Origin of the sequence: Actinobacillus porcinus, assembly GCF_901764995.1 — a bacterium.
Classification (GTDB): Bacteria; Pseudomonadota; Gammaproteobacteria; order Enterobacterales; family Pasteurellaceae; genus Exercitatus; species Exercitatus porcinus.
The window spans coordinates 130413-148881 of sequence record NZ_CABFKI010000001.1 but is presented as its reverse complement, the minus strand read 5'-3'; the positions used below and the strand labels follow the sequence as shown (position 1 = coordinate 148881).

The 18469-nt window shown below is 42.0% G+C and carries 20 protein-coding genes and 2 pseudogenes; 6 read left to right on the top strand and 16 right to left on the bottom strand.

The features are described 5' to 3' along the window. Nucleotides 1-4: 4 nt before the first annotated feature. Both E7T07_RS00725 and mutY read right to left on the bottom strand, forming a co-directional pair. Entirely contained in the window at nucleotides 5-277 is a 273-nt protein-coding gene (locus tag E7T07_RS00725; RefSeq protein ID WP_135709020.1) for an oxidative damage protection protein, read from the bottom strand. After that, on the bottom strand, nucleotides 270-1391 hold the full coding sequence (mutY, locus tag E7T07_RS00720) for an A/G-specific adenine glycosylase (protein WP_135709019.1): 1122 nt from the start codon (nucleotides 1389-1391) through the stop codon (nucleotides 270-272). Before mutY ends, E7T07_RS00725 begins: the two co-directional genes overlap by 8 nt. Before the next feature lie 90 nt (nucleotides 1392-1481). Between mutY and trmB the strand changes: the two genes are divergently transcribed. Continuing rightward, nucleotides 1482-2240 carry a tRNA (guanosine(46)-N7)-methyltransferase TrmB gene (gene trmB / locus E7T07_RS00715; protein ID WP_135709018.1) on the top strand — a complete coding sequence of 253 codons (759 nt, stop codon included), beginning with the start codon at nucleotides 1482-1484 and terminating at the stop codon, nucleotides 2238-2240. Between the two features lie 23 nt (nucleotides 2241-2263). Next, nucleotides 2264-2605, top strand: a complete 342-nt coding sequence (locus E7T07_RS00710) for a YggL family protein (protein ID WP_135709017.1) — start codon at nucleotides 2264-2266, stop codon at nucleotides 2603-2605. Between the two features lie 69 nt (nucleotides 2606-2674). Here E7T07_RS00710 and E7T07_RS00705 read toward each other — a convergent pair whose 3' ends face one another. Further along, nucleotides 2675-2821 carry a hypothetical protein gene (locus E7T07_RS00705; RefSeq protein WP_180338704.1) on the bottom strand — a complete coding sequence of 49 codons (147 nt, stop codon included), beginning with the start codon at nucleotides 2819-2821 and terminating at the stop codon, nucleotides 2675-2677. Nucleotides 2822-2925: 104 nt separating this feature from the next. Continuing rightward, the gene (locus E7T07_RS00700) at nucleotides 2926-4248 is read right to left on the bottom strand and encodes an anaerobic C4-dicarboxylate transporter (RefSeq protein ID WP_135709016.1); all 1323 of its coding nucleotides are present in this window, start codon (nucleotides 4246-4248) and stop codon (nucleotides 2926-2928) included. Between the two features lie 323 nt (nucleotides 4249-4571). On the opposite strand from E7T07_RS00700, the gene aspA reads away from it, so the two are divergent. The 3 genes from aspA to hslU all read left to right on the top strand — a co-directional run bounded on the left by aspA (nucleotide 4572) and on the right by hslU (nucleotide 8051). Further along, a complete protein-coding gene (gene aspA / locus E7T07_RS00695; RefSeq protein WP_135709015.1) occupies nucleotides 4572-5999 on the top strand; it encodes an aspartate ammonia-lyase in 1428 nt (475 codons plus the stop codon). A 149-nt stretch (nucleotides 6000-6148) separates the two neighbouring features. Then, on the top strand, nucleotides 6149-6670 hold the full coding sequence (gene hslV, locus E7T07_RS00690; RefSeq protein ID WP_135709014.1) for an ATP-dependent protease subunit HslV: 522 nt from the start codon (nucleotides 6149-6151) through the stop codon (nucleotides 6668-6670). Nucleotides 6671-6725: 55 nt separating this feature from the next. Next, nucleotides 6726-8051: an ATP-dependent protease ATPase subunit HslU gene (gene hslU / locus E7T07_RS00685; RefSeq protein ID WP_180338705.1), complete on the top strand. Its 1326-nt coding sequence runs from the start codon at nucleotides 6726-6728 to the stop codon at nucleotides 8049-8051. Between the two features lie 67 nt (nucleotides 8052-8118). On the opposite strand, the gene ispF is transcribed toward hslU, so the two are convergent. The 5 genes and pseudogenes from ispF to rluC all read right to left on the bottom strand — a co-directional run. Then, a complete protein-coding gene (gene ispF, locus E7T07_RS00680; RefSeq protein ID WP_135709012.1) occupies nucleotides 8119-8595 on the bottom strand; it encodes a 2-C-methyl-D-erythritol 2,4-cyclodiphosphate synthase in 477 nt (158 codons plus the stop codon). Then, the gene (gene ispD, locus E7T07_RS00675; protein ID WP_135709011.1) at nucleotides 8592-9287 is read right to left on the bottom strand and encodes a 2-C-methyl-D-erythritol 4-phosphate cytidylyltransferase; all 696 of its coding nucleotides are present in this window, start codon (nucleotides 9285-9287) and stop codon (nucleotides 8592-8594) included. Before ispD ends, ispF begins: the two co-directional genes overlap by 4 nt. Further along, entirely contained in the window at nucleotides 9287-9565 is a 279-nt protein-coding gene (gene ftsB / locus E7T07_RS00670) for a cell division protein FtsB (protein ID WP_135709010.1), read from the bottom strand. The genes ispD and ftsB overlap by 1 nt, the downstream gene beginning before the upstream one ends. A gap of 119 nt (nucleotides 9566-9684) precedes the next feature. Continuing rightward, a pseudogene (locus E7T07_RS00665) lies at nucleotides 9685-9819 on the bottom strand (NapC/NirT family cytochrome c); the annotation flags it as partial. Nucleotides 9820-9960: 141 nt separating this feature from the next. Next, nucleotides 9961-10581, bottom strand: a pseudogene (gene rluC, locus E7T07_RS00660) (23S rRNA pseudouridine(955/2504/2580) synthase RluC); the annotation flags it as partial. A gap of 87 nt (nucleotides 10582-10668) precedes the next feature. Between rluC and E7T07_RS00655 the strand changes: the two are divergent. After that, complete coding sequence (locus E7T07_RS00655; RefSeq protein WP_135709009.1) at nucleotides 10669-11589, top strand: mechanosensitive ion channel family protein; 921 nt, start codon at nucleotides 10669-10671, stop codon at nucleotides 11587-11589. Between the two features lie 84 nt (nucleotides 11590-11673). Here E7T07_RS00655 and E7T07_RS00650 read toward each other — a convergent pair whose 3' ends face one another. The 7 genes from E7T07_RS00650 to napF all read right to left on the bottom strand — a co-directional run bounded on the left by E7T07_RS00650 (nucleotide 11674) and on the right by napF (nucleotide 18216). Beyond that, nucleotides 11674-12285, bottom strand: a complete 612-nt coding sequence (locus E7T07_RS00650) for a cytochrome c3 family protein (RefSeq protein ID WP_108922577.1) — start codon at nucleotides 12283-12285, stop codon at nucleotides 11674-11676. A gap of 11 nt (nucleotides 12286-12296) precedes the next feature. After that, nucleotides 12297-12722, bottom strand: coding sequence for a nitrate reductase cytochrome c-type subunit (locus E7T07_RS00645; protein WP_135709008.1), 426 nt, complete (start codon nucleotides 12720-12722; stop codon nucleotides 12297-12299). 157 nt (nucleotides 12723-12879) lie between these two features. Further along, on the bottom strand, nucleotides 12880-13773 hold the full coding sequence (gene napH, locus E7T07_RS00640) for a quinol dehydrogenase ferredoxin subunit NapH (protein ID WP_135709007.1): 894 nt from the start codon (nucleotides 13771-13773) through the stop codon (nucleotides 12880-12882). After that, nucleotides 13774-14679, bottom strand: a complete 906-nt coding sequence (gene napG, locus E7T07_RS00635; RefSeq protein WP_135709006.1) for a ferredoxin-type protein NapG — start codon at nucleotides 14677-14679, stop codon at nucleotides 13774-13776. A 127-nt stretch (nucleotides 14680-14806) separates the two neighbouring features. Beyond that, a complete protein-coding gene (gene napA, locus E7T07_RS00630) occupies nucleotides 14807-17314 on the bottom strand; it encodes a nitrate reductase catalytic subunit NapA (protein ID WP_135709005.1) in 2508 nt (835 codons plus the stop codon). 93 nt (nucleotides 17315-17407) lie between these two features. Next, on the bottom strand, nucleotides 17408-17671 hold the full coding sequence (locus tag E7T07_RS00625) for a chaperone NapD (protein WP_135709148.1): 264 nt from the start codon (nucleotides 17669-17671) through the stop codon (nucleotides 17408-17410). Further along, nucleotides 17671-18216: a ferredoxin-type protein NapF gene (gene napF / locus E7T07_RS00620; protein ID WP_135709004.1), complete on the bottom strand. Its 546-nt coding sequence runs from the start codon at nucleotides 18214-18216 to the stop codon at nucleotides 17671-17673. Before napF ends, E7T07_RS00625 begins: the two co-directional genes overlap by 1 nt. Nucleotides 18217-18469: the final 253 nt, after the last annotated feature.

Below are 18469 nucleotides of genomic sequence, written 5' to 3'. Positions count from 1 at the left end.
CTCATTAGTTTGCAGGAGGCGTATAACCGTCAATTTTGACCTCTTTTCCTTCAAAAAGAAAATTCACCATTTCTGTTTCTAATAATTGGCGATGTTCCACATTCATCATATTCAATTTTTTTTCATTCACCAGCATGGTTTGTTTTTTCAGCCACTCGCCCCACGCTTGTTTGCTGATATTCTCAAAAATACGCTTCCCTAAATCCCCGGGATAAAGCTGAAAATCCAACCCTTCAGCTTCTTGTTTTAAATAAGAGCAAAATACAGTTCTAGCCATTCTTACGTCCTTTCTGAAATTCTAATAATAAATTTTTTACTGGCGTAGCCAACCCAATTGGCTCAGGATTTTGCGGATCATACCAATATTTAACCGCACTTTGTACTGAAGATTGATATTCCGCCTGAATTTCTTCGATTTTTTTCCAGTTACAACGATCTTGGTCAAAATTATCACCATCAAGTTCCGCATAAATAGGATAAATGTCTAAATGAAAATGACTAAAGGTATGACGAAATATAGTCCATTCCTGATATTGCCGGATACCTTGTCGCTGCAACTCAGTGAGTAACGCTGATTTTGTCTCAAATTGCGGGAAGCAATACAATCCGCCCCACAGTCCTGAACTAGGGCGTTGTTCCAACGCCACTTTGTTATGTTGAGCCAAAATCAAAAAATAGCTTTTACGTTCAGGTAACGTTTTTTTCGGCTTTTTAGCCGGAAACTCCGCCCAAGAATTCGTTAAATTTGCACCGCACTTTTGCTTCAACGGGCAAAGATCGCATTTGGGTTTTGTACGAGTACAAACTAAAGCGCCAATATCCATCATAGCTTGGTTAAAATCAGCCACACGATCACGTGGTGTCACTTCTGCACTTAACGCCCAAAGTTGATTTTCCACCGCTTTCTCTCCAGCCCAACCTTCCACACAAAAATAACGAGAAAGTACACGCTTTACATTGCCATCCAAAATGGGATAAGGCTGCCCCAAAACCGAAGAGAGAATCGCACCAGCGGTGCTACGTCCTATGCCAGATAATGCCAAAACCTGATCAAAATCTTGGGGAAATTCACCATGAAATTGATCGCGAATTTGTTGGGCAGCTTTGTGCAAATTGCGCGCGCGGGCGTAATAGCCCAAGCCTGTCCATAAATGCAACACTTCGTCTTGTTTCGCATTGGCAAGTGCGGTGATAGTTGGAAAGGTTTTGATAAATCGTTCAAAATAAGGAATCACCGTTGCCACTTGTGTTTGTTGCAACATCACTTCCGACAACCAAACACCGTAAAGGGTTTTATTTTGTTGCCAAGGTAAATGTTTGCGTCCAAACTGCTCAAACCAAGTTAAAACGCTGTGAGCAAAAGGGGCTGTAGCGGAAGATGTTGCTTGCATAAAGAACTTAAGTGCGGTTAAAAATGAGCATAGATTTTAGCATAATAACCGCTTATAATTCACTGCGATTTAATTTGAGCTATCGAAAATATGACAGAACAAAAACAAACTTTTGCCGATCAAAAACGTAAAACCGTAGAAACTGCTGAGTTTACTGAAGACGGACGTTATAAGCGTAAAATTCGGAGTTTCGTGCTACGAACAGGGCGTTTAAGCGAATTCCAACGCAATATGATGAATGAAAATTGGGCTGAATACGGCTTAGATCATCAAACGGAACCTTTTGATTTTGAAAAGATTTATGGTAATACCAACCCTGTTGTGTTAGAAATCGGATTTGGTATGGGCAAATCCTTGGTTGAAATGGCAGAACAAAACCCAGATAAAAACTATCTTGGTATTGAAGTGCATACGCCTGGCGTTGGAGCTTGTCTCGCCTATGCCATTGAAAAAGGGGTAAAGAATTTACGAGTTATTTGCCACGATGCAACGGAAATTTTACGTGATTGTATTGCTGACGAATCGCTTGGCGGGTTGCAACTTTTCTTTCCTGATCCTTGGCATAAAGCAAAACACCATAAACGCCGCATTGTTCAACCGCACTTTATAGAAACCGTAGCCCAAAAATTATCCGCTGGTGGTTTTATTCATTTTGCAACGGACTGGGAAAATTATGCTGAGCATATGTTGGAAGTATTACAAGCAATGCAAAATACGGTGGGAATTCGTAATACATCAGCAACCAATGACTATATTCCCCGCCCTGACTTTCGTCCATTAACGAAGTTTGAAGCTCGCGGTCACCGACTCGGGCATGGCGTTTGGGATTTATATTTTATAAAAGATTAACCAACACATAATAGGAGAATATTATGGCTATTAAACGTAATGCACGCCAACGCAAAAAAATGCACTTGGCAGAATTCCAAGAATTGGGCTTTTTAGTGAACTGGCAATTTGCTGAAGGAACGGCTATCGACCAAATCGATGCTACAGTTGATCGTTTTATTGCGGAAGTCATCCAACCTAATGGTTTAGCCTATGAAGGCAGTGGTTACTTACATTGGGAAGGTTTGGTTTGCCTTGAAAAATTAGGAAAATGTGACGAATCTCACCGCACTTTAGTGAAAACTTGGCTAGAAAATAACGGTTTACAACAAATCGAAATCAGCGAATTATTCGATATTTGGTGGGACTATCCGACTAAAGGTTAATTGTTTTGCTTTCGGAAAGGTGTAATGAACAAATTTGTCTATTACACCTTTCAGTTCCTAACAAAATGCCTATTTACACTCTTCTTCGACTTCCATTGGTTTGATCGCTTGATTAATCATTTTGGTTACTTGTGATGGATTATTGGTAGTGAATACTTTGCCTCCCGTCACACGAGCCGCGTAGTTTGCCGCTTTTGCATTACCAATATCAACCACATTGATTTTTAGCTTAGGTTTCGCACGCGCTAATAATAGCCAAGTCCTAAATAATAAGGGCGAGTAATAAACCCGCCCTCAATCAATATAGAATACTTGCGATATTACAGGAACATATTCGCAAATAACAAACCAAAAGCAATACTGAATACCATGCTTAATAAGCCCGGAAGCATAAAGCTGTGGTTGAAAATGAATTTACCGATTTTCGTTGTACCCGTTGTGTCAAAGTCGATTGACGCAATGATTGGGCCGTAGTTCGGGATAAAGAAGTAACCGTTAACAGCAACGAATACCCCGATTAAGACTGGTGCAGGAATACCTAAAGCAATCGCTAATGGGAATAAAGTTGCCACTGTCGCACCTTGGCTATTAACTAATACAGATAACACGAATAAGGCGAAAGCGAATGTCCATGGTGCAGTTTCTACTAAACCTGTTACCATGCCTTTTACTTCATCCATATGACCTTGCATTAAGGTATCGCCTAACCATGCAATACCAAAGATAGCGATTACCGCACGCATACCTGCATGGAATACAGAACCTTTAGTGATTTCATTACCATCCGGTTTACAGAATAAGATAATTAATGCACCAATGGTTAACATCACGATTTCGATCGTGTGCGCCATACCCATTGGTTTACCATCAAATGCCGGACGTAATGAAGGCATCGCACCCATTAATACCACTAATAATGCACCAAATAAGAATAAACCGACAGATAATTTCGCGGTTGGTTTGAGTTTGATTTCATCTACTTTTACATCAGTGTGGTTTTCTCTGATGTACTCTGGATCTTGTAAACGGCGTTGATATTCCGGGTCATCTTTTAATTCTTTACCCATTTTGTTTACAAATACACAAGCTAACGCAATACCTAAAATTGTTGCAGGGACTGTAACAGAAAGCACTGAACCTAGCGTAATGCCTTGTGGTTCAAGATAGTTCACCACAGCAACTACCGCTGCCGCAATCGGGCTTGCAACAATCGCAAATTGTGATGCAATTACCGCCATTGAAAGTGGACGTTCAGGGCGCACACCGTTATGACGACTTACTTCTGCAATCACAGGTAATACAGAATAAGCTACGTGGCCTGTACCTGCTAACACAGTGAAAGTCCAAGTTACTGCAGGTGCCATAAAGGTAATGTATTTTGGATTACGGCGTAAGATGTTAGTTGCGATTTTGATCATATAATCTAAACCGCCAGCCGCTTGCATCGCTGCTGCCGCTGAAACCACTGCCATAATCATAAACATAACGTCAATAGGAAGACCCGCCGGTTTTAAATCAAAGCCAAAGGATAAAATGGCTAAGCCTAAACCACCAAACACACCCAAGCCGATACCACCAACTCGAGCCCCTACCAAGATACATAAAAGTACGATGGCAAATTGAATAAGGAACATTGCTGACATGTTCTATTTCTCCATAATAATAAAAAAATCGGTTCAAAAAGTGATACTGCTTTTACATTTAACCGTTTGCGTCACTTTTTCGAAGGTGAATTTTAGTAAAAATCCCGTGTTTTGCAAGGTTTTTTATATACACCATGCAGATAACCCTAAAAAGGTAGTTTAGAGTAGGCTTATTTGAATAAATTACAACCTAAATTTTATAATGCGAAGAATAAATTTATATCTTGAATTCAATCTTAAAAACTTGACAGAGATCAAATTTATTATCCCTAAATCGGGGTATGATCCGCCACGAATTTAATCCCTATTTTTTGGAGAAAACAATGAGCAACACTCGTATTGAAGTTGATTTATTAGGCGAACGCGAAGTTTCAAATGATGTTTATTGGGGTATTCACACTTTAAGAGCGGTGGAAAATTTCAATATTTCTAACGTCACCATTTCTGACGTACCGGAATTTGTACGCGGTATGGTAATGGTAAAAAAAGCCACCGCACTGGCTAACGGTGAACTAGGTGCCATTCCGAAAAAAATCGCAAAAGCTATCGTTCAAGCTTGTGATGAAATCTTGGTGAACGGTCGTTGCATGGATCAATTCCCGTCTGATGTTTATCAAGGCGGTGCCGGCACATCTGTAAATATGAATACCAACGAAGTGGTGGCAAACCTTGCATTAGAAATTTTAGGTCATCAAAAAGGTGAATACAACGTGATCAACCCAATGGACCATGTTAATGCCAGCCAATCAACTAACGATGCTTACCCTACAGGTTTCCGTATTGCGGTTTATAACAGCATTTTAAAACTCATTGACCAAATCCAATATTTACACGATGGATTTGATAGCAAAGCAAAAGAATTTGCCAATATCCTAAAAATGGGTCGTACCCAATTACAAGATGCCGTGCCAATGACGGTTGGTCAAGAATTCAAAGCATTCGCCGTATTGCTTGAAGAAGAAGTGAAAAACTTAAAACGTACAGCGGATTTATTACTTGAAGTCAACTTAGGGGCAACCGCAATTGGTACTGCATTAAATACTCCGGAAGGTTATCAACAACTTGCCGTGAAATATCTTGCAGAAGTCACAGGTTTACCTTGCGTTCCTGCAGATAACCTCATTGAAGCTACTTCAGACTGTGGTGCTTACGTAATGGTTCACGGTGCATTAAAACGTACTGCAGTGAAATTATCTAAAGTTTGTAATGACTTACGTTTATTATCCTCAGGTCCACGTGCAGGTTTAAATGAAATCAACTTACCGGAATTACAAGCAGGTTCATCAATTATGCCAGCAAAAGTTAACCCGGTGGTACCTGAAGTGGTTAACCAAGTATGTTTCAAAGTAATCGGTAATGACACAACCGTAACATTTGCTGCAGAAGCTGGTCAATTACAATTGAACGTAATGGAACCTGTTATCGGTCAAGCCATGTTTGAGTCAATCGAAATTTTAGGCAATGCGTGCATTAACTTACAAGATAAATGTGTCAACGGTATTACCGTAAACAAAGAAATTTGCGAAAACTTCGTATTTAACTCAATCGGTATTGTGACTTACTTAAATCCATTTATTGGTCACCACAACGGCGACATCGTTGGCAAAATCTGTGCAACCACAGGTCGTAGCGTACGTGAAGTTGTGTTAGAAAAAGGCTTACTCACCGAAGCACAATTAGACGATATTCTTTCAGTAGAAAACTTAATGAAACCGACTTACAAAGCGGCGAAATTTACGGATGAAGAATAATTTATCGTGGTTGTAATTTTAAGGGCAGGTTTTATATCTGCCCTTTTTCATTCTACGGGCCACCAAAGAATTTCTCACAACCTGACCTTGAAATGCAGCCTTTCTATCCCAATCTTCTTTACAACTTTCACTTGAAAAAGGACAGAATAATGACAACGATTGTATGCGTTCGTAAGAATGGCAAAGTGGCGATTGGTGGTGATGGTCAGGCCACCTTAGGAAATTGCGTAGAGAAAGGCACAGTACGTAAAGTGCGCCGTTTATATAAAGATAAAGTGGTCACCGGGTTCGCCGGTTCAACGGCGGACGCGTTTATTTTGCGCGATCTATTCGAGAAAAAATTAGAATTGCACCAAGGGCATTTGGTCAAAGCGGCAGTAGAACTAGCAAAAGAATGGCGTACAGAGCGTTCTTTGCGCCGTTTGGAAGCGATGATGATCGTGGCAAACGAAAGCGAATTTTTATTAGTTTCGGGTAGCGGCGATGTGATTGAACCTGAATTTGATGTATTGGCTATTGGTTCGGGTGGTAATTATGCGAAATCCGCGGCACTAGCTTTGTTACGCACCGAAAATAATTTAACGGCAGCAGACATTGTGAAACAAGCATTAACAATTGCCGGTGATATTGATATTTACACAAACCATAATCACGTCATCGAAGAAATCTAAGACTAAATTTCTGAAGTGCGGTTAAAAATTAAAGAATTTTGATAATTAGGAATACATTATGTCAATGACCCCAAGAGAAATTGTATCTGAATTAGATGCGCATATTATTGGACAAAATGAAGCAAAACGTGCGGTGGCTATTGCCTTGCGTAACCGTTGGCGCCGTATGCAATTACCTGAAGAATTACGCCAAGAAGTCACACCTAAAAATATTTTAATGATCGGACCGACCGGCGTGGGTAAAACCGAAATCGCTCGCCGTTTAGCGAAATTAGCCAATGCGCCGTTCATTAAAGTAGAAGCCACTAAGTTCACCGAAGTGGGCTATGTGGGTAAAGAAGTAGATTCTATTATCCGCGATTTGGCGGATGTTTCGATGAAACTCGTGCGCTCTCAAGCGGTAGAGAAAAACCGTATGAAAGCGCAGGATGCCGCGGAAGATCGTATTTTAGATGTATTATTGCCACCAGCTAAAGATCAGTGGGGCAATGTGCAAGAAAGCGATAATGCATCAACCCGTCAGGTGTTCCGTAAAAAACTACGCGAAGGTTCACTTGATGATAAAGAAATTGAAATTGATGTCACCGCTCAAGTCAGCGTCGAAATTATGACACCGCCGGGCATGGAAGAAATGACTTCGCAGTTGCAATCGCTCTTTGAGGGAATGTCGCCAAACAGAACGAAAAAGCGCAAAATGAAAGTCAAAGATGCGTTAAAAGTGATGATTGATGAAGAAGCCTCGAAGTTGGTCAATCCTGAAGAATTAAAACAACAAGCGATCGAAGCTGTTGAACAAAATGGGATCGTGTTTATTGATGAAATCGACAAGATCTGTAAAAAAGGTGAACATAGCGGTGGTGATGTTTCGCGCGAAGGCGTTCAACGCGACTTGTTACCAATTATTGAAGGCTCAACGGTGAACACCAAGCACGGTATGATCAAAACGGATCATATTCTCTTCATCTGTTCAGGCGCATTCCAAGTGGCTCGTCCGTCAGATTTATTACCCGAATTACAAGGGCGTTTGCCAATTCGCGTTGAATTGAAATCACTCACTAAAGAAGACTTTGAGCGTATTTTAACCGAACCAAATGCCTCATTAACTTTGCAATACAAAGAGTTAATGAAAACAGAAGGCGTTGACATTGAATTTACCCAAGACGGTATTAGCAAAATTGCTGAATCCGCGTTCCGTGTAAACGAGAAAACCGAGAATATCGGTGCTCGCCGTTTGCATACGGTGCTTGAACGCCTAATGGATGGTATTTCTTTTGATGCCAGCGAACGTGCGGGCGAGAAAATTACGATTGACGAAAAATACGTTTCTGACGCATTAAGCGATGTGGTGGAAAACGAAGATTTGAGTCGTTTTATTCTCTAAGCTTCTCATGCGAGGTTAAAGTGCGGTTAATTCAACCGCACTTTTTTTATGGTCTGAATGATGCCAATTATGCTTTAAGCAACAACGCGACCGCTTCTGTAGCAATCCCTTCGCCACGCCCTGTGAAACCAAGTTTTTCCGTGGTGGTGGCTTTAACATTGACTTGCTCAATACTACATTGCAAATCTTCCGCAATCACAGCGCGCATCGCGTCAATGTATGGGCGCATTTTAGGTGCTTGCGCAATAATAGTAACATCCACATTGCCAATCTTGTAGCCTTTTTCTTGCACAAGACGAAACGCTTCACGCAGTAAAATACGACTATCGATATTTTTAAATTGCATATCCGTATCAGGAAATAATTTGCCAATATCGCCAAGTGCCACCGCCCCCAGTAAGGCATCTGTCAACGCGTGTAATGCAACATCGCCATCACTATGCGCAATAAATCCGGTGTGATAAGGCACTTCAACGCCACCAATAATCAAAGGGCGATTTTCGCCGAAAGCGTGAACGTCAAAGCCATGTCCAATTCTGATCATTTTTTCTGTTTTCCTAAGTAAAATTCTGCCAATGCTAAATCTTCAGGGCGCGTAACCTTAATATTGCTGCTCACACCTTCCACTAAGTGCGGTCGAAATCCGGCTAATTCCATCGCCGATGCTTCGTCCGTCACAACAAACCCTTGCTGTTCAGCACGTTCTAATGCCTGAATGAGCAAATCCGCACGGAAATATTGTGGCGTTTGAGCAAGCCAAATAAAGTTTCGATCTTGGGTTTCTGCAATTTGTTTGAAGGAATCCGCTCGCTTAATGGTATCAATCGCAGGCAACGCTAAAATTGCCCCATTTTCATCGTCAATATTCAGCAACTGATCCAATTCAGTATGTCTTAAACAAGGGCGCGCCGCATCATGCACTAACACACGTGTTCGACTTGGATGAGAAATCGCTCTGAGACCATTTAACACACTCTCTGCGCGCGTCTCCCCCCCTTCCACAATTTGAATTTTCGGATGTTGTGTAATGGGCAAGGTTGGCAAATAAGGATCCTCTTTTGCCACCGCCAAAATCACTCGGCTCACCGCTGGATGGGTTAAAAGCACATTCAAGGTATGCTCTAAAATGCTTTTGCCTTGAATAGTTAAATATTGTTTGGGCTTATCGGCTTTCATACGCGCGCCAACACCGGCAGCGGGTACGACTGCCACAATTTCATAACAAAGTGCGGTCATTATTTATGCTCTTTTGTAATACGATAGAAAGTTTCATTCGGCTTGATCATCTCATATTGCAAGCGCGCACGTTCTTGAATCGCATTCACGCCGTCTCTCAAGTCCTTAATTTCGGCAGCAATCACTTGATTTCGTTGCGATAATTTCGTGTTTTCTGCTTTATGAATTTCAATTTGTTCTTGAGTTTCTTTGTAATCCACATAGCCGTTTTTACCAAACCATAAGTCATATTGAAACAGTAACAGCACTAACGCCAAAACAAAAATAAGTAAACGCATAATTGACCTGAAATATATAGAGTGCGGTATTTATACCGGTGAAAAAAATTCCCTATAGTTTAGGGGAAAATAGCAGGCAAAAAAAGACCGCAAGCTAAAAAGTGCGGTCTTCAGATTAATTATTTTTTATCGTCTCCTTTTTTAATCATATTCTCAGGAATAAATGATTTCTGAACTTTCTCCATATGCGGGAGATTGTGAGCAATCCCTTTATGGCAGTCAATGCAGGTTTTATTTTGCTCTTGTGCCATTGCAACCTTCATCGTTTGGGCTGATAGATTTACGTTGAATAAGGGCTTGGGCGAGTGAAATAATTTGATTTTTCATATATTTTACCTTGTGTGGCTCATCATTCTCTCACTCCTTTTTTTCGTCTGTAAATCTCCCCCATCCCATTCGCCACTGGCTAATTCGTTTTTCAATAGCGGGGCTTTAATCACTTTAACGTGTGATTGCCACTGCCCACGCACGAGTGCGAGATAATCTTTCTGCACCACTTTTTCACGCAACTGTTCGTGCAAATTACGCAATGCGGAATGTTTTTTTGCCACTAACAACAACCCCGATGTATCTCGGGCAATACAATAAACTAGCTCTAAAAAACGGGCTTGTGGGCGTAACGCTCGTAAGGCTTCAATCACACCAAAACTTAAACCGCTACCGCCGTGAACAGCAATGCCGGACGGTTTGTTAATCACTAACATCACATCATCTTCATAGAGAATTTGATGTTCGAGTTCGGCGACTTTGTTGAGTTTGGTCGAAATCGGGGCTTCATGTTTTTCTGCCACTCGCACAGGCGGAATTCGCACAATATCGTCCGCTTGTAACTTATATTCGGGTTTAATTCGCCCTTTGTTCACTCGTACTTCGCCTTTACGCACAATACGGTAAATCAGGCTTTTTGGCACGCCTTTGAGTTTTGCCAATAAAAAATTATCTAAACGCTGTCCAGCTTCATCTTCTGAAATAGAAAAGAATTGAACTTGGGCACTAATTACTTTTTCTGTTGTCATATTCTGCTGCTTTGGGAAAATATTATCCCAAATTTTAACACAAACGCCTCGGCTTCGGGGTAATTATTCATTTAATGAGGAAATCAAATGTCAGGACAAACCACCGAACAAGCGGTTAAAAATGTTAATGTCATTGCAGAAACAGAAAAAGTGATCACTAAAGTCAGCTCAATGAACTTTGAAACAATACTCCATGATTGGCTTATTCCCTACGGCACAAAAATTCTACTTGCCATTGCGATCTTTGTGATCGGCAAATCCTTAGCAAAATTTATCAGCAGATTATTAGCAAAAGCGGTGCTAGCTTCAACCAAAGACGAAATGCTACAAAGCTTCGTTCGCTCAATAAGCTACTTCTTATTGCTTTTAATTGTTGTCATTGCAGCACTATCGCAACTAGGAATCAACACCAGCTCCCTTGTTGCGCTTATCGGTGCTGCCGGTTTAGCTATCGGTTTATCACTACAAAACTCGTTACAAAACTTTGCAGCTGGTGTTATGTTATTGATCTTTAAACCTTTCAAGAAAGGAGATTTGATCGAAACCGGAGGTATGAGTGGTACGGTTGAAGAAATGGGTTTATTAGTGCTAGAACTTCGTACCGGCGATAATAAAACGGTACTTATTCCTAACGGCAAAGTATTCTCTGATAGCATTGTGAACTACTCTGCCAACGAAACACGCCGAATCGACTTTATTTTTGACATCTCTTACGATGCCGATATTGCGCAGGCAAAAAGCATTGTTGCTGATATCTTGGCGAACGAGCAGAACGTTTTAAAAGATCCTGCACCGGTTATTGCCGTGAGCGCTTTGGCGGCAAACAGCGTGCAACTTGTTGTACGCCCGTGGGTAAACACGCCAAATTATTGGGCAACTTATTGGGGCATTATGGAAAAGGTGAAATTAGCCTTTGATGAAGCGGGCATTGCTATTCCATATAATCAGATGGATATTCATATCACAAGCGAAGAAACTATCGCTCTTGAAAAGAAAAAATATAACTAATCTTAAATAAACAAGCGGTTGAATTTAACAAACATTTTGCAAAAAATCTGTTAAATTCAACCGCTTAACTTTTCTCACTAAATCTTATTTTGAAGCAGGTTCTTTTTTCTCAATCATATCCTCAGGAATAAACGATTTCTGAACTTTCTCCATATGCGGAAGATTGTGAGCAATCCCTTTGTGGCAGTCAATACAGGTTTTGTTTTGCTCTTGAGCCATGGCGTGCATTTGCTGTGCCACGGTTTTTTGTTGGGTAAAGTCCATATCATCGAAGTTATGACAGTTACGGCATTCTTGTGAATTATTGGCTTTCATACGCGCCCATTCACGTTCTGCCATTTCTAAACGGTGCGCTTCAAACTTCTCTTTGGTATCCACTTTGCCGGTGAAATGTGCGTAAACTTCTGTTGATGCTTGAATTTTACGTTTCCATTTTGGTAAAAATTCGTGTGGCACGTGGCAATCGGAACAGATCGCTTTCACACCAGAACGGTTGCTGAAGTGAACAGAAGCTTGATATTCAGGTACCACATCATTCATATGACAATCAGAACAGAACTGTTCCGTGTTGGTATATTCTAAGCCTTTGTTGAAACCACCCCAGGCTAAAATACCGCCGATGGCTGAAATTAAAATAATTGTTCCTGCCGCCATTTTGCTTGGTGTACGAAACCAATTCCAAAATTTTTTAAACATTGTTTTGCTCCTTATTTACCTTGCGTTTGGCGAATTGTGTCAAATTTGTTTTGAATAATCGGGTTTACATCTGTTTGTTGCACGTGGCATTGTAAACAGAAGTAACGGCGAGGCGATGCGCCCTCTGTGCGTTTGCCATCACGATCCATAAAATGACTTTCAGGAATACGTGTTGCACCTGTCGTTTGCGCCACTTCTGGAGAATGGCAACCTAAACATTGGTTGGTATTTTTGGTGACTTGCAAACCACGAATGCTATGAGGCACAAGCGGTGGTTGATGAGGGAAGGTAATCGGGATGTTCCCTGCATCTTTATAAGGGTTCGTAAATGCCGGCGCAACACTTTCTGCCGTGTTGTTTATATCCGTTGCAACTTGCGTATTTGCCACCGCAACACCTGCAAGTGCGGTCAAAATTAGGGTTAAAATTTTTCTCATTGGAATTCACTCCGTTTTTAATTTTAGTAGGGTGCGTTTGCTAACGCACCATAAAAATGAACATAAAGTGCGGTTAATTTATAAAATTTTTTGTAGGGGTGGGTCCTGTATATTCGGGCGGGCACAGGACCCGCCCCTACGCAAATATTATTACGGTTTATATATTTTTCACATCAATCCCTTTCTCAAATCGGCTCCCAAAGGCAAAAACCTTTTCAGGGCAGACGTCAATGCAACGTCCGCAACTGATGCAATCTTGGGATAACACAATTTGGCTATCTTCGGGTTTGCCGTGCAATGGTAAGCGTAACACTTGTGGTTCAGGGCACACATTGTAGCAATCCATACAACGGTCGCAGCGATTGCGATCAACCACATTTACTTTAATCAGTGCTTTACGACCAATTAAGGCATAAGTTGCCCCGATTGGGCAAAGATGTCCACACCAGCCGTGTTCGACCACTAAAAGATCAAAGAAGAACACGATTGCCACCAACCATAACGTTGCACCTAAACCGAATACAAAGACCCGACCGAGTGCTGCAACAGGATTGATCCATTCCCACAAAAGCGTGCCGGAAATAGCACTTCCCACCAAAATCATCGCAAGAATGGCATAACGTAGCCCTCTTGGTAATTTTGCACTCTGACGAATACCCAATTTTCGGCGTAACCACGCCGCTGCATCGGTTACCATATTCATTGGGCAAACCCAGCTACAAAAGGCTTTGGTCGCCACCAGCGCATAAAAAGCGATGATAATTAACGCCCCTAAAATCGTGCTCCATTCCGGCAAATAGCCTGTTGCAAGGCTTTCGGCGGTAATGAGCGGATCCGTTAAGGGAATAACGTCAAATAATAAACTTGCACTGTAATTCCCTTTCAAAACCCAAACATTCCAAAATGGACCGCTTAAAAACATTGCAATAATCGCCAGTTGGCTTAAACGGCGTAAAATAAGAAAGCGATAAGCTCTCCACCAACCTAATTTCTGACGGGCTTCTAAGCCTGCATCTTGTGGGCGATTCGGTGTTGTTTTGACTTCAACCATTTATTTCACCCCTTTGATATTTAAGTCTAAATTAGGGAAATGCTCGGCATCAGGTACCGTTGTCGATTTCGGCACATAATCTTGCGTTGCTCGGCTCGGTGTCGCCACTTTAAGATTTGGCTGAACTTGCATCGGCTGATAAACCGGCTCATTCATACCTTCCGGCATACGTGCTTCAAAGGCTGGGCGTAAGCCGTCAGGGTGTTGGTCTTCCAACAACGCTTTGCCAGCATTTTGTTTTTCTTTCCAACCCAATCGGTAATGACGACCGAGTAAGCCTTTAGCTAAATCCATTGGAAGCACCTTAATGGCAGCTTCTTCCAACACACAAGCCTGCTCACATTTTCCACAACCTGTACAAGCATCGGAATGTACGGTTGGAATTAATTTGGCGTGGATACCGGTGCGATCATTATGAATACGCTCAAGGGTAATCGCCTTATCCACCAACGGACAAACACGATAGCACACATCACAACGCAAGCCTTGCCAGTTCAAGCAAGTTTCGTGGTCGAGCAATACAGCCAGCCCCATTCTTGCGTCATTAATGTTTTTCAACTCTTCGCTTAACGCACCGCTTGGACAAGCCTTCATACAAGGAATATCCGGACACATTTCACAAGGTTTATCCCGTGCCACAAAATAAGGTGTGCCCGCTTCCATTGGCGAAAGCAAACTCGCCAAATGCAACATATCGTAAGGACAAGCCTGCACGCATTGCCCACAACGGGTACAAGCGGCTAAAAACTCACTTTCAGGCAACGCCCCCGGTGGACGAAGTGCCACGCCCTCTTTGGCATTCGCTTGGTGTTGTTGTAACCCTAAGATCACTCCAACACCACAAACACCCGCCGCCGTTCTGGTGGCATTTTTGAGAAACTGACGGCGATTTGGATCTAATTTCATAGTCATATCCTGCGTAATTTTTGTAGGGGCGAAATATTTTTCGCCCTTTCCTTATTGGGGCAAATGTAATTTGCCCCTACAAGCGGTCAAATTTTCAAAAAATTTTGCCAATTTTGACCGCACTTTATTACGCCTTCACCACTTTAACCGCACATTTTTTGAAATCGGTTTCGCCTGAAATTGGATCCGTTGCATCTAGCGTTAATTTATTAGCTAACTGCCCTGCATCAAAGAAGGTGGTGTAAATTAAACCTTCCGGACATTTATTACGACCACGGGTGTCTAAGTGAGTAATCATTTCACCACGGCGGGTAATTAATTTCACTTTATCGCCGTGTCGTAAGCCGTATTTCTTCGCATCCGCAGGGTGCATCCAGCAGAGGTTATTTGGGAATGCACGGTGTAATTCAGGTACACGGCGTGTCATTGTCCCTGTATGCCAATGTTCAAGCACACGACCGGTACATAACCATAACGGATATTCTTCATCAGGACTTTCTGCCGGACCTTCATAAGGCACGCCTAAAATAATCGCTTTCTTATCCGGATAACCGTAGAATGCCACGCCTTCCCCTTCTTTTACATAAGGGTCGAAACCTTCACGGTAACGCCAAAGTGTCTCTTTGAACTCGCCCGTTTTTTCATCTTTTACCACCGGCCAACGTAAACCACGCACTTGATGATAAGTATCAAATGACGCTAAGTCGTGTCCGTGTCCACGCCCAAATTGTGCGTATTCTTCAAACAAGCCTTTTTGTAGGTAATAACCGAAGTGCTCTGCTTCATCATTTAAATAGCCTGGAACATTTTTCGGCGTTTCAAATTTATTCACTTCGCCATTTTCATACAGCACTTGGTAAAGGGTTTTGCCGCGATATTCAGGCATTTGTGCTAATAGCTCTTCGCTCCAAACGTCTTCTGTTTTGAAGTATTTTGAAAATTCGACAATTTGCCATAAATCTGAACGAGAGTCGCCCGGGCCTTTCACTTGCTGACGCCAGAATTGAGTACGGCGTTCTGCGTTACCATAAGCCCCTTCTTTTTCCACCCACATACAGGTTGGTAAAATTAAGTCCGCAGCGACCGCACTTACAGACGGATAAGGGTCTGATACCACAATAAAGTTGTCCGGATTACGCCAGCCCGGGAAAATTTCTTCATTGATATTCGGGCCGCCTTGCATATTGTTAGTACAAAGTTGCCATAAGAAATTCATCTTACTGTCTTTTAACATACGGCTTTGCATCACCGCAGGGTAACCTGGTACGGTTGGGATCGCACCTTTCGGTAATTTCCACGCTTTTTCTACGATTTCTACGTGTTTCGGATTAGTTACCACCATATCCGCCGGTAAACGGTGTACGAAAGTCCCCACCTCACGTGCAGTACCACAAGCGGACGGCTGACCGGTCAATGAGAACGGGCCACAACCCGGGGTTGAGATTTTACCGGTTAATAAATGCACGTTGTAAATCATATGGTTTACCCATACGCCACGAGTGTGCTGGTTAAAGCCCATTGTCCAGAAAGAAACCATTGTTTGGTTTGGATCCGCATACATTTTTGCTAACGCTTCAAGCTGATCTTTTGGCACGCCTGAAATTTCGTGGGCTTTTTCTAAGGTATAAGGTGCAACGATTTTCTTGAATTCTTCAAAATCAGAATCGTGCATTTTGCCCGCTGTTTTCACATTTTTCGCCGCTTTTTGTAACGGATGTTCCGGACGTAAGCCGTAGCCAATATCGGTTTCGCCACGTTTGAATTTGGTGTGCTTATTCACAAAATCCCAATTCACTTTATCGTTTTGGATAATGTAGTTGGCGATATAGTTGAGAATCGCTAAATCTGAGTGCGGTTTAAAAATAATTGGTGTATCCGCAAGTTCAAAAGAACGATGCTCAAAAGTGGACATTACCACAACTTTCACTTTGTCATCAGATAAACGGCGGTCAGAAATACGGCTCCATAAAATTGGGTGCATTTCCGCCATATTTGAACCCCAAAGCACGAAAGCATTGGTTTTTTCAATGTCGTTATAACAGCCCATTGGCTCGTCCATACCAAAAGTACGCATAAAGGCAACCGCTGCCGAAGCCATACAGTGACGCGCATTCGGGTCAATGGTATTTGAACGTAAACCACCTTTCCAAAGTTTCACTTTGGCATAGCCTTCAAAAATCGTTGTTTGACCAGAAGAGAACATACCGATTGCATTTGGATCTTTTTTCTCTTTTAAAATCGTTTTGATTTTATCTGCCATAATGCTAAAGGCTTGATCCCACGAAACCGGCGTAAAGTCCCCTTCTTTGTGGAATTTACCGTCTTTCATACGTAGTAATGGCGTTTGAACACGGTCAGCACCATACATAATTTTGGATAAGAAATAGCCTTTAATACAGTTTAAACCACGGTTTACTTCTGCATCCGGGTCGCCTTGGGTTGCCACAACACGCCCATCTTTTGTACCCACTAATACGCTACAGCCCGTACCACAGAAACGGCACGGTGCTTTATCCCACTTAATCCCCATATCATCAGCCGCATAGACGTTTTTCACAGGGATCGTCATACCAGCAGCCGCAGCAGCTGCAATCGCCGCATTAGCTTTCATAAAATCTCTACGATTAAGTTCCATAATGTTTCCCACTTAAGTTAAAAATTAAACCGCTTGTAGGGACACACTGCGTGTGTCCGTTTTGATAGCAGTGGAGGATCGAAATCCCCACAATTATTTCTCATCGAGATAGTTCGAAATTAACGAAACGACAATCACTCCATCAATTTCTTTTACTTCATCAATTCTATCTGCTAGCGCAAGTTGTCTATCGCTTTCAATGGTCACGATAATCTTGCCTTCCTCTTCTTTCACACCGTGAATTTCACTGTGCGGAATGTTCAAAATATCTGCTTGAACTTGCTCAAGTTTTGCAGGTTTAGCTTGCACCACAAGGCTGCACACATACCAGCTTTTGTTTAAATCAAAATTACTCATCATTCTCTCAATATTCTCACCGCACTGACAGGGCAAACACCTATACAGGCACCACAGCCGTTGCAACGGTCTAAATCGACCTGCGGTTTGGCTACCCCACCTATTTCACGCTTAAATCGAATCGCGCGGCTTTCACAGTTATCTTCACAAGCCCGACATTCCACCGCATGAAATGCCAAACAGCGACTTTGTATCTCAATTTTATGTGACCAAGGTTGCTCTGCTTGCTCGCCCAAGTTTGGTTGAGAAAAGTGCGGTCGAAAAATAGGTTGTTTACAAACTTCTACGCATTTCTGACAAAAAGTACATTCACCCAGCGCAAATTTAACTTCAGGAAAACCCCCATCGCCTTTAACCAAAATTTGTGTTTCACAAACAGCAATGCAATCACCACAGCGTGTACAACCTGCCACAAAGTCTTCTTCCGATTTCGACCAAGGGGGGCGAATACCTTGAAAACCCTGGGTTTTAACGCTGTCTGATTGCAACGCAGTGAAAAATTCCCCACGTAAAAACCGGCGGCGCGGTAGGTGTTTCTCCGTCAAATTAGCTCCTGCTGAAAGGCTTTTTTACTGACTTAAATTATAAAATAGGAATGGTTAGTTTTTATTACCCTGTTTTAGGTATTTCGGAAATCATTAAAACTTTCCTTGCGCTAAATCAAAAAAGACATTCAGATTTTTGATAAATATAAACCGCCCCTATTGCAAAGCAAACAAAATTAGTAGATCATTCGCGCTCTTTTAGGGTCTATCTATCCTTTATAGATGGCTTTATATAAGACAATAAAACAACTAT

Excerpts from the sequence above, each read along its gene's own strand:
- napH (WP_135709007.1), bottom strand. The coding sequence starts at position 13,773 with ATGGTTGAAGTCAAAACAACACCGAATCGCCCACAAGATGCAGGCTTA.
- E7T07_RS00655 (WP_135709009.1), top strand. The coding sequence starts at position 10,669 with ATGTCAGGACAAACCACCGAACAAGCGGTTAAAAATGTTAATGTCATT.
- napA (WP_135709005.1), bottom strand. The coding sequence starts at position 17,314 with ATGGAACTTAATCGTAGAGATTTTATGAAAGCTAATGCGGCGATTGCA.
- trmB (WP_135709018.1), top strand. The coding sequence starts at position 1,482 with ATGACAGAACAAAAACAAACTTTTGCCGATCAAAAACGTAAAACCGTA.
- napG (WP_135709006.1), bottom strand. The coding sequence starts at position 14,679 with ATGAAATTAGATCCAAATCGCCGTCAGTTTCTCAAAAATGCCACCAGA.
- ftsB (WP_135709010.1), bottom strand. The coding sequence starts at position 9,565 with ATGCGTTTACTTATTTTTGTTTTGGCGTTAGTGCTGTTACTGTTTCAA.
- E7T07_RS00645 (WP_135709008.1), bottom strand. The coding sequence starts at position 12,722 with ATGAGAAAAATTTTAACCCTAATTTTGACCGCACTTGCAGGTGTTGCG.
- hslV (WP_135709014.1), top strand. The coding sequence starts at position 6,149 with ATGACAACGATTGTATGCGTTCGTAAGAATGGCAAAGTGGCGATTGGT.
- E7T07_RS00710 (WP_135709017.1), top strand. The coding sequence starts at position 2,264 with ATGGCTATTAAACGTAATGCACGCCAACGCAAAAAAATGCACTTGGCA.
- E7T07_RS00700 (WP_135709016.1), bottom strand. The coding sequence starts at position 4,248 with ATGTCAGCAATGTTCCTTATTCAATTTGCCATCGTACTTTTATGTATC.
- ispD (WP_135709011.1), bottom strand. The coding sequence starts at position 9,287 with ATGACCGCACTTTGTTATGAAATTGTGGCAGTCGTACCCGCTGCCGGT.
- mutY (WP_135709019.1), bottom strand. The coding sequence starts at position 1,391 with ATGCAAGCAACATCTTCCGCTACAGCCCCTTTTGCTCACAGCGTTTTA.
- E7T07_RS00625 (WP_135709148.1), bottom strand. The coding sequence starts at position 17,671 with ATGAGTAATTTTGATTTAAACAAAAGCTGGTATGTGTGCAGCCTTGTG.
- ispF (WP_135709012.1), bottom strand. The coding sequence starts at position 8,595 with ATGATCAGAATTGGACATGGCTTTGACGTTCACGCTTTCGGCGAAAAT.
- aspA (WP_135709015.1), top strand. The coding sequence starts at position 4,572 with ATGAGCAACACTCGTATTGAAGTTGATTTATTAGGCGAACGCGAAGTT.
- E7T07_RS00650 (WP_108922577.1), bottom strand. The coding sequence starts at position 12,285 with ATGTTTAAAAAATTTTGGAATTGGTTTCGTACACCAAGCAAAATGGCG.
- E7T07_RS00725 (WP_135709020.1), bottom strand. The coding sequence starts at position 277 with ATGGCTAGAACTGTATTTTGCTCTTATTTAAAACAAGAAGCTGAAGGG.